At 68.4% G+C, this 13,110-nt stretch carries 8 protein-coding genes, 1 tRNA gene and 1 pseudogene; 5 read left to right on the top strand and 5 right to left on the bottom strand.

Annotated elements, in window-relative coordinates:
- Positions 1-107: 107 nt before the first annotated feature.
- A complete protein-coding gene (locus tag ACIQPR_RS10245) occupies positions 108-437 on the bottom strand; it encodes a helix-turn-helix domain-containing protein (RefSeq protein ID WP_403644885.1) in 330 nt (109 codons plus the stop codon).
- Between ACIQPR_RS10245 and ACIQPR_RS10240 the strand changes: the two are divergent.
- From ACIQPR_RS10240 to ACIQPR_RS10225, 4 genes and pseudogenes are all read left to right on the top strand, one after another.
- Positions 433-663 (top strand): annotated as a pseudogene (locus ACIQPR_RS10240) (LacI family transcriptional regulator); the annotation flags it as partial. The gene ACIQPR_RS10245 and the pseudogene ACIQPR_RS10240 sit on opposite strands and share 5 nt — an antisense overlap.
- Positions 664-1,154: 491 nt before the next feature.
- Positions 1,155-1,517, top strand: coding sequence for a hypothetical protein (locus ACIQPR_RS10235; protein ID WP_403644882.1), 363 nt, complete (start codon positions 1,155-1,157; stop codon positions 1,515-1,517).
- A complete protein-coding gene (locus tag ACIQPR_RS10230; protein WP_403644879.1) occupies positions 1,501-5,811 on the top strand; it encodes a DUF6531 domain-containing protein in 4,311 nt (1,436 codons plus the stop codon). The genes ACIQPR_RS10235 and ACIQPR_RS10230 overlap by 17 nt, the downstream gene beginning before the upstream one ends.
- A complete protein-coding gene (locus ACIQPR_RS10225) occupies positions 5,808-6,266 on the top strand; it encodes a hypothetical protein (protein ID WP_403644876.1) in 459 nt (152 codons plus the stop codon). The genes ACIQPR_RS10230 and ACIQPR_RS10225 overlap by 4 nt, the downstream gene beginning before the upstream one ends.
- Before the next feature lie 1,387 nt (positions 6,267-7,653).
- Here ACIQPR_RS10225 and ACIQPR_RS10220 read toward each other — a convergent pair.
- The 3 genes from ACIQPR_RS10220 to ACIQPR_RS10210 form a co-directional block, all read right to left on the bottom strand.
- Positions 7,654-7,727 (bottom strand) — tRNA-Pro (locus ACIQPR_RS10220).
- 54 nt (positions 7,728-7,781) lie between these two features.
- Positions 7,782-8,567: a Pr6Pr family membrane protein gene (locus tag ACIQPR_RS10215; RefSeq protein ID WP_403644873.1), complete on the bottom strand. Its 786-nt coding sequence runs from the start codon at positions 8,565-8,567 to the stop codon at positions 7,782-7,784.
- Between the two features lie 328 nt (positions 8,568-8,895).
- Positions 8,896-9,822, bottom strand: coding sequence for a metallophosphoesterase (locus ACIQPR_RS10210; RefSeq protein WP_403644870.1), 927 nt, complete (start codon positions 9,820-9,822; stop codon positions 8,896-8,898).
- Positions 9,823-9,937: 115 nt separating this feature from the next.
- Between ACIQPR_RS10210 and ACIQPR_RS10205 the strand changes: the two genes are divergently transcribed.
- Positions 9,938-10,405, top strand: coding sequence for a GatB/YqeY domain-containing protein (locus ACIQPR_RS10205; protein WP_403644867.1), 468 nt, complete (start codon positions 9,938-9,940; stop codon positions 10,403-10,405).
- Between the two features lie 151 nt (positions 10,406-10,556).
- Here ACIQPR_RS10205 and ACIQPR_RS10200 read toward each other — a convergent pair whose 3' ends face one another.
- The gene (locus ACIQPR_RS10200; RefSeq protein ID WP_403644865.1) at positions 10,557-12,821 is read right to left on the bottom strand and encodes a transglycosylase domain-containing protein; all 2,265 of its coding nucleotides are present in this window, start codon (positions 12,819-12,821) and stop codon (positions 10,557-10,559) included.
- Between the last annotated feature and the right edge of the window lie 289 nt (positions 12,822-13,110).

Genomic DNA, 13,110 nt, shown 5'->3' with positions numbered 1-13,110 from the left:
TGAACCCACGACCACTTCGTCCCGAGTACGCGCGGGATGCAGCGAGGGCATCGGCCAGTACGAGGGGAAGGCGTCGAGGATCTCCTTCACGCTGGCCCGAAGGTCCTTCAGGGCGGGCGGTTCGTCATCGGGCGGAGGTCCCAGCAGAGGCGTGAGCTGCTTGTAGTCCATGAGGGCTTCGCGCAGGGCGGGGACCGTGCGGCCGCGTCGTTGGACCACTCCATGAGGGTCGGTTCGGCGAGCAGGTCTCCGAGGGAGACGTCGAGAGCCTCGGCGAGTGAGGTGATCACCGAGAGCCGGTCGAGCTCGATCCGATTGTTCTCCGCTTTGCTCAGCCAGTCCGTGGTCCGCCCGCCAAGGCCGGCCAGGACTTCTTGGGAAAGGCCGCGTCGGCGCCGGTACCAGGCGACGCGCTCGCCGATGCTGCCACCGCTCATTGAGGACCTCGGCACCGAGAAGGTCCTCATGGACCACCGCATGGGCCACATCGACGGCTCCGTCTCGGCGCGCTACGCCCACGCCACCCCTGGGATGCGCACGCGCCTCATGCTCGCACTGACCGAGCAGTGGGAGGCGGCGCTCGATGTTCGCCTTGCGATGAGTCCCACGTCACCGGTCCGCGTACTCAGCGAACTTCTACACGCACGCGAGATCGCGCTCTGATAGCCCCATGGTGTCCCGAAACGTTGTTACGGGACACCATGGATTTCCGCTTACGACTGACAACCCGGACGGCCTGCCTTCAACCCCTTCGCTGTTGCAGCCGAGCAAGGGACAGGCCACGGTAGATCGTCGTCAAGGCCCGTTCGGCTGCTGAACAGACGGCTGCGGCGCCCCAGCTCGTTGGTGCATCCCGAGTGTCTCTCTGGGCAGACTGCGGTCGGCCCGCACGTGGAAGTGGCGATCGCCCGGGTCTCATGGGCTGCGCTTGCGATGGCGGAGGGCCGGTGTCACCGGTCTGCCGGGCAATGCCGCCAGACACGGCCACCAACGGACAGGCGCTGTCTCCCAGCTGACTGAGGACGACGAACTCGACCTCGGTGGCCGGCATTTCCGCCGTCAGCACATTGCCTGTGCATGCCTTCGATATGACTATCCCTTGACCCTGTCTCCCTTAGGGTCGTAGGCCGCAGCTGCGAACGGGGGAACGCGCGATGGGTGACGGCAAGGACCCGGCCAAGGTCCTCGACATCAAGACCGCCGATCTGAAGCGGGTGGCGCCGGACTTCCAGACGGCGGCAGTTGATCTGGGCAAGGCGCTGACCGCACTCGTCAAATCCCTGGACGGGCTGGGTGAGCCCTGGGGAAACGACAAGCAGGGCAAGGAGTTCGGCGACTCCTACAAGCCGCTGCAGAAGAAGATCGAGAGCGCGGCGGGCACGCTGGTGCTCGGGCTGACGAGCATTCACGAGGCGATGTCCGATCTGGCGGACGGGCATGTGGACAACGACGAGTTGATCGCCGGGATGTTCACGACTGTGAAGGCCACCGGCGCGGACGGTGCCGGTGAGCGTTGAGGACAAGGCCCGCCACATCCTGCTCGACCTGGGCCTGTGGTGGCCGGAGGCGGACTCGGGGAAGCTGCGGTCGGCGGCGACGGCCTGGCGGACCTTCGCCGGCGCCGTCGACGACCTGCGCGGCCCGGTCGGCCAGAGCGCATCGTCGATCATCCACCACAACACCGGTGAGTCCATCGAGGCGTTCGGGAAGTTCTGGGGCCGGTATGCCAAGGACAAGGACACCGGCTGGCTGAAGGACCTGGCCGACTCCGGGCGCGGAATGGCCACGGCGCTGGACAAGTTCGCCGACGCCATCGACGACGCGATCAACAAGCTGTGGACGCAGATCGGTATCGACGCCGCGGTGATCGCGGGCGGGGTCGCGCTGGCCTTCTTCACCGCGGGCCTGGCCTCGGGGGCGGCCGTCGCGGCGGCCGACCTGGTCATCGAGTTCGGGGCGGGCCTGGGCGTCGCGGTCTCCACGACGGTGGCGGAGATCGCCGCGGGCACTCTGGTCGCGGCGTCGTTCGGCGGGATCGAGTCGGTGACGGTCGACCTGGCCGTGGCGCAGCCGCTGAAGATCGCGACCGGTCTGCAGCAGGGCTTCAGCCTGGACGAGGTCAACCAGGCCGCCAAGGACGGCATGCTCTTCGGCGGCGCGCTCGGCGCGGGCGGCGGCGTACTGAAGGCGACCATGGAGGGCGGGCTCGCCGACACCACCCCGCTCCTGCTGCGCCCGCCGTCCCTCCGCCCCGACCTCGTCGAACTGGGCCCGGCGGCCCGCAACGCCGACGGGACCCCGTGCGTCGGCGAGCCGATCGACGTGGCGACCGGCGCGATGCTGATGACGGCGACGGACCTGGCCCTGCCGGGCAGCCTGCCGCTCCGGTTCACCCGCACCCACCTCTCCTCCTACCGGGGCGGGGTCTGCTTCGGCCCGGCCTGGATCTCCACCCTCGACGAGTGCCTCCAGATCGACGGCGAGGGCGTGGTGTTCGCCGCCGCCGACGGCATGCGCCTGGTCTACCCGGTACCGGAACCGGGCGTGCCGGTCATGCCGGCCAAGGGCGCCCGCTGGCCCCTGGAATGGGATGGCAAGCCCGACGGCGCGATGACGGTCACCGACCCGGCGACCGGCGTGACCCGCACCTTCGCCGCCCCCGTCCCCTCCCCCTCCTTCGGTGTCTTCCACCTGGCGCTGGACTCCCTCGGCGACCGCAACGGCAACCGCATCGACGTCGAACGCGACGACGACGGCATCCCGTTCGGCATCCGCCACTCCGGCGGCCACTACGTCGCCGTCGACACCACCGGCCCCCGCATCACCGCCCTGCGCCTGCTCGACGAACCCCCCTCCCGCTACCGTCCGACCCCCGCGGCCGACGAGGGCACACTCGTCATGCGCTACGGCTACGACAGCGCAGGCAACCTCACCGAGGTCATCAACTCCAGCGGCGAACCACTGCGGTTCACCTACGACGAGTACGGCCGGGTCACCAAGTGGACCGACCGCAACGGCACCTGGTTCGCCTATACCTACGACGAACGCGGCCGGGTCGTCCGTACCGAGGGCGTCGACGGCATCCTCTCCGGCACGCTGGCCTACGACGACACCACGCGCACGACGACGTACACCGACTCCCAGGGCCGCGTCTCCACCCACCGCCACAATGCGGAGGGTCTGGTCGAGGAGGAGACCGACCCGCTGGGCAACACCACCCGCACCCAGTGGGACGAGTACGGCACACATCCCCTCACCGTCACCGACCCCCTCGGCCACACCACCCGGTACGCCTACGACGAGACGGGCAATCTCACCGAACTCGCCCTCCCCGACGGCACGACGGCGCGTGCCACCTACAACGCACTCGGCCTGCCCACGCAACTCGTCGAACCGGGCGGTGCCGTCTGGCAGCACACCTACGACGAGCGGGGCAACCTCCTCACAACCGTCGACCCGACCGGCGCGGAGACCCGCTACATCTGCGACGGACACGGCCATCCCACGGCGATCACGAACGCTCTCGGCCACACCCGCACCGTGGCCTACGACCCGGCCGGACTGCCCATGTCCCTGACCGACGAACTGGGCCACACGACGTCGATACGCCGGGACCCCTTCGGCCGTGTCGTCGAGGCGACCGACCCGCTGGGACACAGCACCCGGCTGGGATGGACCCCGGAGGGCAAGCCCTCCTGGCGCGAACACCCCGACGGCACGCGCGAATCGTGGACGTGGGACGCCCAAGGCAACCCGCTCACCCACACCGACCCGGCGGGCAACACCACCCACCACACAGCGAGCCATTTCGGTGCCCCGGCCTCCCGCACGGACCCGGACGGCGCACAGTACGAGTTCGCCTACGACACCGAACTACGCCTCACGGCCGTCACCAACCCACTCGGCCTGACCTGGTCGTACACCTACGACGAGACCGGCCGCCTGGCCACGGAGACGGACTTCAACGGTCGCACCCTCAGGTACACGCACGACGCTGCCGGTGGGCTACGGTCGCGCGCCAATGGCGCCGAAGAGACCCTGAGTTTCACGCGGGACGCGCTCGGGAGGGTCGTGGAGCAGCGTTCGGGCGCGGGTGACGTCACCACGTTCGGCTACGGCCCTGACGGTCGTTTGTGCCGCGCGGCCAACGCGGACGCGGAAGTCGTGCTGACGCGTGACGCGTTCGGCCGGGTGCTGACGGAGACCGTGAACGGCCGCGTGACCACACATGTCCATGACGCTCTCGGCCGCCGCACCCGTCGGGTGATGCCGTCCGGGCTGGCCTCGGACTGGACGTACGACCCCGCCGGGCGCCCGCTCGCCCTGTGCTCGCCCGCCGGCACGCTGGACTTCGTCCACGACGCCGCGGGCCGCGAGACAGAGCGCCACGTCGGCGCGAATGTGACGCTGACGCAGTGCTGGAGCGCGGTGGGGCTGCTGACCGCGCAGACTCTGACCGCGGCCTCCGCCTCCATGGTGTTCGGAGCGGACCGCCTCCTCCAACACCGCACCTACGCTCATCAGGCCGACGGCTGTGTGACCGAGATCCGGGAACTGACGTCAGGCACCCGCCGCTTCGACCTGGACACCATGGGTCGGGTCAGCGGCGTCCGTGCCCACGGCTGGACGGAAAGGTACGCGTACGATCCGGCGGGCAACCTCGTGCACGCCACGTCGCCGGACCAAGAAGCAGATGGTGAACGTCGGTTCGACGGCACGCTCGTCCGCTCGGCTGGTCGTACTTCGTACGAGCACGACGCCGAAGGCCGCCTCGTCCGCAGGACCCGCAAGCTCCTGAACGGCCAGACCCGTGTGTGGAGCTACGCGTGGAACGCCGAGGACCGTCTCACGGACCTGGTTGCTCCGGACGGCAGCCATTGGCACTACGCGTACGATCCGTTCGGCCGACGCGTCTCCACGCACCGGGTGGCCGACGACGGTTCCGTGGCCGACCGTACGGACTTCGTCTGGGACGACCTGCTCCTGGCCGAGCAGATCACGCCGGACGGCTGGGTCACCACCTGGGACTACGCGAATGACGATCCTCGTCCGGTCGCGCAGACGAGCCACAGACCGACCGCACCAACCGACAACAAGTCCTTCCTGGCGCAGCTGGCGGAGGAATCGGCTCCGGAGCACGGGGCCCTGCTGTATGCCGTCGTCACCGACGTGGTGGGCACGCCCACGGAACTGGTGGCCGCAACGGGAGATCTGGTCTGGCAGCGCCGTACCGGCTTGTGGGGTACCCATCTCCCGGCTCCGGGGGAGGACGCGTCGCTGGTGGACTGTCCCTTGCGTTTTCCGGGCCAGTACGCCGACCCCGAGTCGGGCCTGCACTACAACCTTCACCGGTACTACGACCCGGAGACGGCGCGGTACATCAGTGCTGATCCGCTGGGTCTCGTCCCGGCACCCGATCACCACGCCTATGTTCCGAACCCACTGGGCTGGACCGACCACCTGGGGCTTGCCGGGAAGGGACCGTCGGGGCCGAAGAACCCACTGGACTTCGGGCAGGGGTATACAGGCCGGCGTGACATCTTCCCGGTGGGCAACAAGGGAAGGGACGTGGAGATCCACGTCTATGACAAGTCCATGCGTGAAGTCGGGCTGTACAACAGCCAGGGCTGGTTCAACAAACACGGCATCAAGGCTTCGGAGGTCGAGGTCCCGCCCGGCGTGGAGAACGCCATCAAGGGACGGATGATCTACGAGCTGCGGAAAGTCGGCCGCATCAACCCCAAGGGGACCGAGGACATCACCGGCGACAAATGGAGGCGACCGCCTCTCGCCGCGGAAGGATGCAAATGAAGTACGTCACGGCCGTCTGGGACGACGGAGGGTTCCTCGTGGATCCAGGGGCCTACCTGGCCGAACTACCGCGTCTGCGCGCCGACCTACCCCCGGGTGCGCGGTCCTTCGCCACCGACCCCGGCCACTACGACATCGCGGGTGCGACCCACTGTGTCAAGGACCTGGAACTGGCCGGGGTCCACCTCGCCACCGACAAGAGCGGAAGCCTGGTCCTGGATTTCGCGCCCAACAAGTTCAAGCACGACTCCGGCCTGCGCATCAGCTACTCGGGCGTGACGCACTTCTCCGTCGACTATGAACACTCCATCGACTGGATGCTGGTCGACGCCGTCCTCCTCGACGAAATCCTTCCGGACGAGGACGGCGGCTGCACACACGAAATCGCGCTGACCGACGCGAGCATCCTGGTCCGCTGCCGGGACCTGGAGGCGGTGTGGGGCGGCGCGAGCTGACGGAGACGGCATCGGTGGTCGCCACACCACCTGAACCGACTCTTCCAGCACGCAGGCGTCGACGGGGCAACCGCGTTCGCACGCGCCTCAAGGCACCGGCTTCTGGGTTCGGTCCTTCGGCGAGACGGCGGCCGGCGAACTCAGCCACGGCCCGGAGTTCCGACCCGAGGCCGTGGAGCCTGCGACCGGGCTGATGTCCTGTCTGGTTGAAGATGCCCCGCGTATTTCCACGGAGGCCGGCCACTGCCGCCGGACGGGATGCGTCCAACAGCAGTGGCCCGCGCGGCGACCCCGCCCTACTTCCGGGTGTTGACTCCTTGTCCCAAGGACCCTGCTGTGATGAGGGCCCCGCCTGTTTCCTCGTGGCCTGTCAGGGAGAGGACCACACCGGCAGTGAAGCAGGCGGCGGACAGCCCGACCGTGGCCCAGGCGAGGCCGTTCTGTGCGCACGGCTGCTCCGCGGGGGTTGCCTCCGGCGTGTGCGGCGGCGGGTCATCCGGGTGGTTGCTTGTGATGGGCATGGCAAACCTCTGTTTTCTCGGGCATGCAGAAGCACGCGGTGAGTCGGGGAAGGCACCATCGACCGGCGGGGAGTTAGCCGCGCAAGTCAGTTGGTCGTGTCCTGTGGCGCCCCCGGACACGGAGGAGACTGCATCGCGCGGGGAGCCGATTCGAGTTCTCGCGAATTTGTCGGCGGTCGCTGTGGTGCCCCTTCATGTTCCCCTGTTCGCCCTCCCCATGAAGGGCTTCTGACCTGCGACTTTGCGAGTATGGGTTCTTGAACCAGTGGCGCGATGCCGATACGGACCCGAATTTTCGCGACCGCTTGAATCGGCCCGATCACGCTGCTGAGGCCATCGGCCGTGCACCGCTGCCACATGCACGACCTCGCCCTTCGCGCTCTACATGCCGAGGGATAAGCCGCGCAACCGGGCATGACCAGCCAGTTCGGCTTCCTCGGCCATCTCCAAGGACAAGCCCGGCGATGAGGGGCGTTGGCGGCCTGGACTCGGCCAAGAGCATCGCCCACGTCCCTTCCGGCACGCGCAAGCTCCTCATGCTCGGCTGGCCGAGCAGCGGGAGGCGGCGCTCGACGTCCGCCGGGCGATGAGCCCGACAATAGGGCGCGTGTACTCGGCGAACTCCTGTGCACACGCATGGAGTCACGTGTGCCCGAAGACCACCGATGCCTCGCTGGGCAGACGTCAACCTGGTGCGCTCAGCTCGCTCCGGCAGTTAAGGCAAACGCCCAGTGACGGGGTGCTGCTGGATCGGCTGATGGTTCCTCCGAGCCTGCTGGCAACGCATAGTCACGCAGTTAGACACTCAGCAACGCCAGAGGGCCCTCACCGATCTGGTGAGGGCCCTCTGAACTGCCACTAGGCTGTCGGGGTGGCGGGATTTGAACCCACGACCTCTTCGTCCCGAACGAAGCGCGCTGCCAAGCTGCGCTACACCCCGATGTCGCCACTGATCTTGCTGGTGTTACCGCTCGTCGCGGCGACGTCGTTTACTTTAGCCCACCGGTGGCTGGAGACGAAATCCGGTTTTGGCGCGGTGGCGGAGCGGGTTGGGGCGGGCGTGGTCGAGGGCCACGAGGAGGACGGAGAGGGCGTAGAAGGCGAGGCCCAGGAGGAGGGCGTTGCCCAGGACGCTCTTGTAGCCGTGGTGCTCGACGTCCAGGAACGTGTAGAGGTAGCGGCCCGGTGTGCCGGGCAGGATCAGTTCGCCGCGGGCGAGGTACACCATCAGGTACGTCGCCGGGTACAGCAGCCACGTCGCCGCCATCCGCAGATGCAGCCGGCCGGGTGCGGTCAGCAGCAGCCAGTCGAGTACCGCCGCGATCGGTGTCACCGTGTGCAGGATCTGGTTCGTCACCGCCTGCCAGCCGGTGGGGGCCGTCGTGCCGCCCGTCATCGCGAACGGGCTCGACGCGTGCGCCAGGATCAGGTGGTACACCAGGCCGGTGATCGTGATGTAGAGCAGGGACGCGCCCGTCACCAAGGGGGAGAGGGGGCGGCGGGCCGTCCACGCCCGGCGGGCCGTGGCGATCATCACCAGGGCCAGCAGGATGTTGCTCTGGATCGTGAAGTAGGTCAGGACCCTGATCGGGCTGCCGAGGAACAGGTCGGCACTCACCGCCGCTGCCGCCACCAGCGCGACCAGCAGTCGGTACACGGCCGCCGCCGGGCGACGGTACGGAGCCACCACCGCGGTGGCGGGAACGGGTGAGGCGAGCAGCGCGGGCATACCGGGTACCGCGGGGAGGTCCGGGATGTCCCTGGGCATCGGAGCGGTCATGCCCTCACGCTAGACAGAGGGGACGAACCGGGCGATACGGGTGAGCCGCACGAGCTACGCGGGCACGCCACATGAGCCGTGCCGAGCCAAACCGAGCCGCGTCAAGCCGAGCCACCCAGGCCCAGCCGACCTCAGCCGCGCCAAGCCACCCAGGCCCAGCCGACCTCAGCCGCGCCAAGCCACCCAGGCCCAGCCGACCTCAGCCGCGCCAAGCCACCCAGGCCCAGCCGAGCCAAGCCACGCAGCCCACTCAAGCCACACAGCCCACTCAAGCCACACAGCCCACTCAAGCCACCGCCCGCCCCCGCGGCCCAGCCCCCCCGCCCCCCTACCCCCGCCCCACCAACGTCATCAACGTAGCCTCCGGCGGGCAAGCGAACCGTACCGGTGTGTAGCGGCTCGTCCCGCAGCCCGCCGACACGTGCAGGTAGGACGTCCGGCCGTCCGCCGTGTGCGTGGAGAGGCCCTTCACGCGGTCCGTGTCGAGGTCGCAGTTGGTCACCAGGGCGCCGTAGAACGGGATGCAGAGCTGGCCGCCGTGGGTGTGGCCGCCGAGGATCAGGGGGTAGCCGTCGGCGGCGAACGCGTCCAGGGCGCGGAGGTACGGCGCGTGCACCACGGCCATCGAGAAGTCGGCGTCGTCCGACGGGCCGCCCGCCACGCGCGCGTACCGGTCGCGCTTGATGTGCGGGTCGTCCAGGCCGGTCAGTTCCACCGCCGTGCCCTCGATCTTCAGCGTGCCGCGCGTGTTCGTGAGGTTGAGCCAGCCACCCGCGTCGAAGCCGTCCCGCAGGTCCTCCCACGGGTTGTGGACCGCTCCTACGACGGGCGGGTTGCCGTTCAGACCGTGGCGGCCCGCGGTCTTCTCGAACAGGTAGCGAGCGGGGTTGCGGAGCGTGGGGCCGTAGTAGTCGTTCGAGCCGAAGACGTACGCGCCCGGGAACTCCATCAGCGGGCCCAGCGCGTCCAGTACCTCGGGGACGGCCTCGGGGTCGGAGAGGTTGTCCCCGGTGTTGATCACGAAGTCGGGGCGCAGGCCCGCGAGCGAGCGCAGCCAGCGCTGCTTCTTGCGCTGGCCGCCGACCATGTGGATGTCGGAGACCTGGAGGACTCTGAGCGGGCGCATCCCGGCGGGCAGCACCGGGACCGTCACCCGGCGCAGACGGAAGGAGCGGACCTCGAAGCCCGCCGCGTAGACCAGACCGGCGGCGCCTGCCGCCGCAATTCCCAGGGGTACTCCGTATCGCGCGCGCATGCCTCCATCGTGTCAGACCCCACTGACACGCCTGACACCCCGTCTGACACCTCGTCGGCCGGGGCCCGGTAAATCGGCGGGCGGAGCCGGTCGCGCACCTGCGAGAATCAGACGCATGACCACCACGCTCAAGTCGAAGCTCCAGGAAGACCTCAACACCGCGATCAAGGCGCACGACAAGCTGCGTTCCTCCACGCTCCGGCTGACGCTCGCCGCGATCACCAAGGAGGAGGTCGCGGGCAAGGAGAAGCGCGAGCTCTCCGACGACGAGGTCCTCAAGGTGATCACCAAGGAGGCGAAGAAGCGCCGTGAGGCCGCGGACGCCTTCGCGCAGGGTGGCCGCCCGGAGCAGGCCGCGCAGGAGCAGGCGGAGGGCGAGATCCTCGCCGAGTACCTGCCCAAGCAGCTCGGTGACGAGGAGCTGGCCGCGATCGTCTCCCAGGCCGTCGAGGAGGCGAAGGCGGCCGGCGCCGAGGGCCCGCGCGCCATGGGTGCCGTCATGAAGATCGTGAACCCGAAGGTGGCCGGTCTCGCCGAGGGCGGTCGCGTCGCCGCCGTGGTGAAGAAGCTCCTCGCCGGCTGACCCGCGCGCGGGAGGGTTCTTCGCGTACGACGACGGGGGCGCCCCCCTGCGGAAAGGGGGCGCCCCCGTCGTCGTAGACGAAGAGCCAGAGCCGGAGCCAGGGCCTCAGGCCTCAGGCCTCAGCTTGAACGGACCTTGGCCGCGCGGGGAGTTAGCCCCTGTTGCCGCCGTTCCCGTTGCCGTTGTTGCCGCCGTTCGTCGTGCCCTGGATGAAGCCGTCCGGGAAGGAGAACGTCGGGGTGGGGGTGGTGCCTCCGTCGGTGGTGCCGCCGTTGTCGTTGCCCCCGTTGTTGTTCCCGGAGTTGTCGCCGTTCTTGCCGCCGTCGTTGTTGCCCTTGTCCTTGACGGGGTCGGGGATGTTGACGAGCTGGAACGACTGGGCCGGCTTGCCCTCCAGGGCGCCGGACATGGCGTCCTTCCAGATCGGGCCGGGGGTGTCGGCGCCGTAGACCTCGGAGTGGTAGACGCCGCCGATGGTGATGTTGGTCATCTCGACGTTCTGCTTGGCGCTGCCGACCCAGACCGCGCCCGCGAGCTGGGGCGTGTAGCCGACGAACCAGGCGTTCTTGCGGGAGTCCGTCGTACCGGTCTTGCCGGCGCTCTCGCGGTCGGTGAGGCCGGCCTCCTGGCCGGTGCCGGAGTCGACCACGCCGCGCAGCACGGTGTTGATGGTGTCGGCGGTCTTCTTGCTCATCGCCCGCGAGCAGGTGGACTTGGGGACGGCGAGCGACTTCTGCTCGTTGCCCACCTTCTGGGTGATGGACTCGATGGCGATGGGCGTGCAGTACGTGCCCTCGTTGGCGAAGGCCGCGTAGGCGGTGGCCATCGTCAGCGGCGAGAGGCCCTTGGAGCCGAGCGCGATGGCCGGGACCTCGGGGATCTTGTCGCCGTTGCCCTGCACGACGCCCAGCTTGTTGGTCATGCTCACCACGGGGCACAGGCCGATGTCGGAGATCATCTGCACGAAGTAGGTGTTGACCGACTTGGCCATCGCCTCCTTCAGCGCGTACGGACCGTGCTCCGACTCGCTCTCGTTCTCCACGGTCGCGTTGTCCGTGTTGACCCAGTTCTTGCCGCTGCACGTCGAGACGGGGCTCGGGTAGTTCATCGAGTACGGCGACGGGTACTGCTGGGTGGCCGGCAGGCCCTGCTCCAGGGCCGCCGCCGCGACGAACGGCTTGAACGTCGAACCGGTCGGGAAGCCGAAGTTCGAGCCGCCCATGTCGGCGTTGACCGAGTAGTTGTACTCCGTCTCGTTCTTCCCGTAGCCGTAGGGCTTCGACTGGCCCATGCCGAGGATCTTGCCGGTGCCGGGCTCGACGAGGGTGGCCGCGGCGGCCACCGAGTCGGACTTGTAGATGTGGTCCTTCAGGGAGGCCTGCACCGAGTCCTGGGCCTGCGGGTCCAGGGTCGTACGGATCGTCAGACCGCCCTGGTTCCAGATCTTCGCGCGGTCCTCCTTGGTCTTGCCGAAGACCGGGTCGCTCAGGAAGACCTTCTCGACGTACTTGCAGAAGAAGCTGGCGCCCTTGACCGCGGTGATGCAGCCGTTCTTCGGCTGGCTGACCTTGAGGCCCAGGTCGGTCTGCTCGGCCTTGTCGGCCTCCGCCTTGGAGATGTCGCCGACCTCGGCCATGCGGGCCAGCACGGTGTTACGGCGCTTCTTGGCCTCGGCCTCGTCGTTGATCGGGTCGTAGCGCGTGGGCGACTGGACGATGCCCGCGAGGAGCGCCGACTGCTGGAGGTTCAGGTCCTTGGCGTGCTTGGAGAAGTAGCGCTCGGACGCGGCCTCGACGCCGTAGGCCTGCTCTCCGAAGAAGGTGATGTTCAGGTAGTTCTCAAGGATCTTCTTCTTGCCGAGCTTTTCCTCGATCTGGATCGCGTACTTCAGCTCGCGGACCTTGCGGCCCAGTGTCTGCTGGGTGGCCTCGGCGACCTTCGTCGGGTCGTCGCCGGCCTCCTCCACGAAGTAGTTCTTCACCAGCTGCTGCGTGAGCGTGGAGGCGCCCTGGGAGACGCCACCGCTCTGCGCGTTCTTGTTCAGGGCGCGCAGGACGCCCTTGAGGTCGATCGCGCCGTGCTGGTAGAAGCGCGAGTCCTCGATCGCGACGATCGCCTTCTGCATGTACGGCGAGATGTCCTTGAGCTCCACCACCGTGCGGTCGCGCGAGTAGACCGAGGCGAGCTGGTTGCCCTTGCTGTCCAGGATGGTGGTGCGCTGGCTCAGCTGAGGGCTCTTCAGGTTGTCCGGGATGTCGTCGAAGCCCTGGACCGAGCCCTTGGCCGCGAGGCCCAGCGCTCCGGCCGCGGGCAACGCGATTCCGGCCATGACGGCACCGGCGAGCACACTGACACCGAGGAACTTGGTGGCCTGCTGAAGCGGGGACAGACCACCACCCGAGCGCTTTTTTGGCATGGGGGCAGCCTAATCCCTCACCCGGGGCGTCCCCGGGGAGCGGGTGGGTCTCGGGATGTTCGGGTGCGGGATCGTGACATCCATGGGCAAGTGCCTTGTCGTAGGCAGCGGCATCAGTGGTGCTACGACCGCGCCGCGGACGGCGGACCCGTCCCGGGAACCTGACGGCACGGCGACAGGAGCCGTCTACGTTCTCATTCGCCGGACAGGTGTAAAGGCCTTGGCCTAAGCTGCTCTCAACTGTCACAGCAGAGCGGTCACGTATCAATACGTCCGGCGACCCCGAATC

Source organism: Streptomyces sp. NPDC091280 (assembly GCF_044768565.1).
GTDB lineage: Bacteria > Actinomycetota > Actinomycetes > Streptomycetales > Streptomycetaceae > Streptomyces.
The sequence above is the reverse complement of the archived record's forward strand: the minus strand, read 5'-3'. Positions and strand labels throughout refer to the sequence as shown.

What these genes read in the sequence shown, in the direction of transcription:
- ACIQPR_RS10205 (WP_403644867.1), top strand. Translation starts at nt 9,938, where the DNA reads ATGACCACCACGCTCAAGTCGAAGCTCCAGGAAGACCTCAACACCGCG.
- ACIQPR_RS10235 (WP_403644882.1), top strand. Translation starts at nt 1,155, where the DNA reads ATGGGTGACGGCAAGGACCCGGCCAAGGTCCTCGACATCAAGACCGCC.
- ACIQPR_RS10200 (WP_403644865.1), bottom strand. Translation starts at nt 12,821, where the DNA reads ATGCCAAAAAAGCGCTCGGGTGGTGGTCTGTCCCCGCTTCAGCAGGCC.
- ACIQPR_RS10225 (WP_403644876.1), top strand. Translation starts at nt 5,808, where the DNA reads ATGAAGTACGTCACGGCCGTCTGGGACGACGGAGGGTTCCTCGTGGAT.
- ACIQPR_RS10210 (WP_403644870.1), bottom strand. Translation starts at nt 9,822, where the DNA reads ATGCGCGCGCGATACGGAGTACCCCTGGGAATTGCGGCGGCAGGCGCC.
- ACIQPR_RS10245 (WP_403644885.1), bottom strand. Translation starts at nt 437, where the DNA reads ATGAGCGGTGGCAGCATCGGCGAGCGCGTCGCCTGGTACCGGCGCCGA.
- ACIQPR_RS10215 (WP_403644873.1), bottom strand. Translation starts at nt 8,567, where the DNA reads ATGACCGCTCCGATGCCCAGGGACATCCCGGACCTCCCCGCGGTACCC.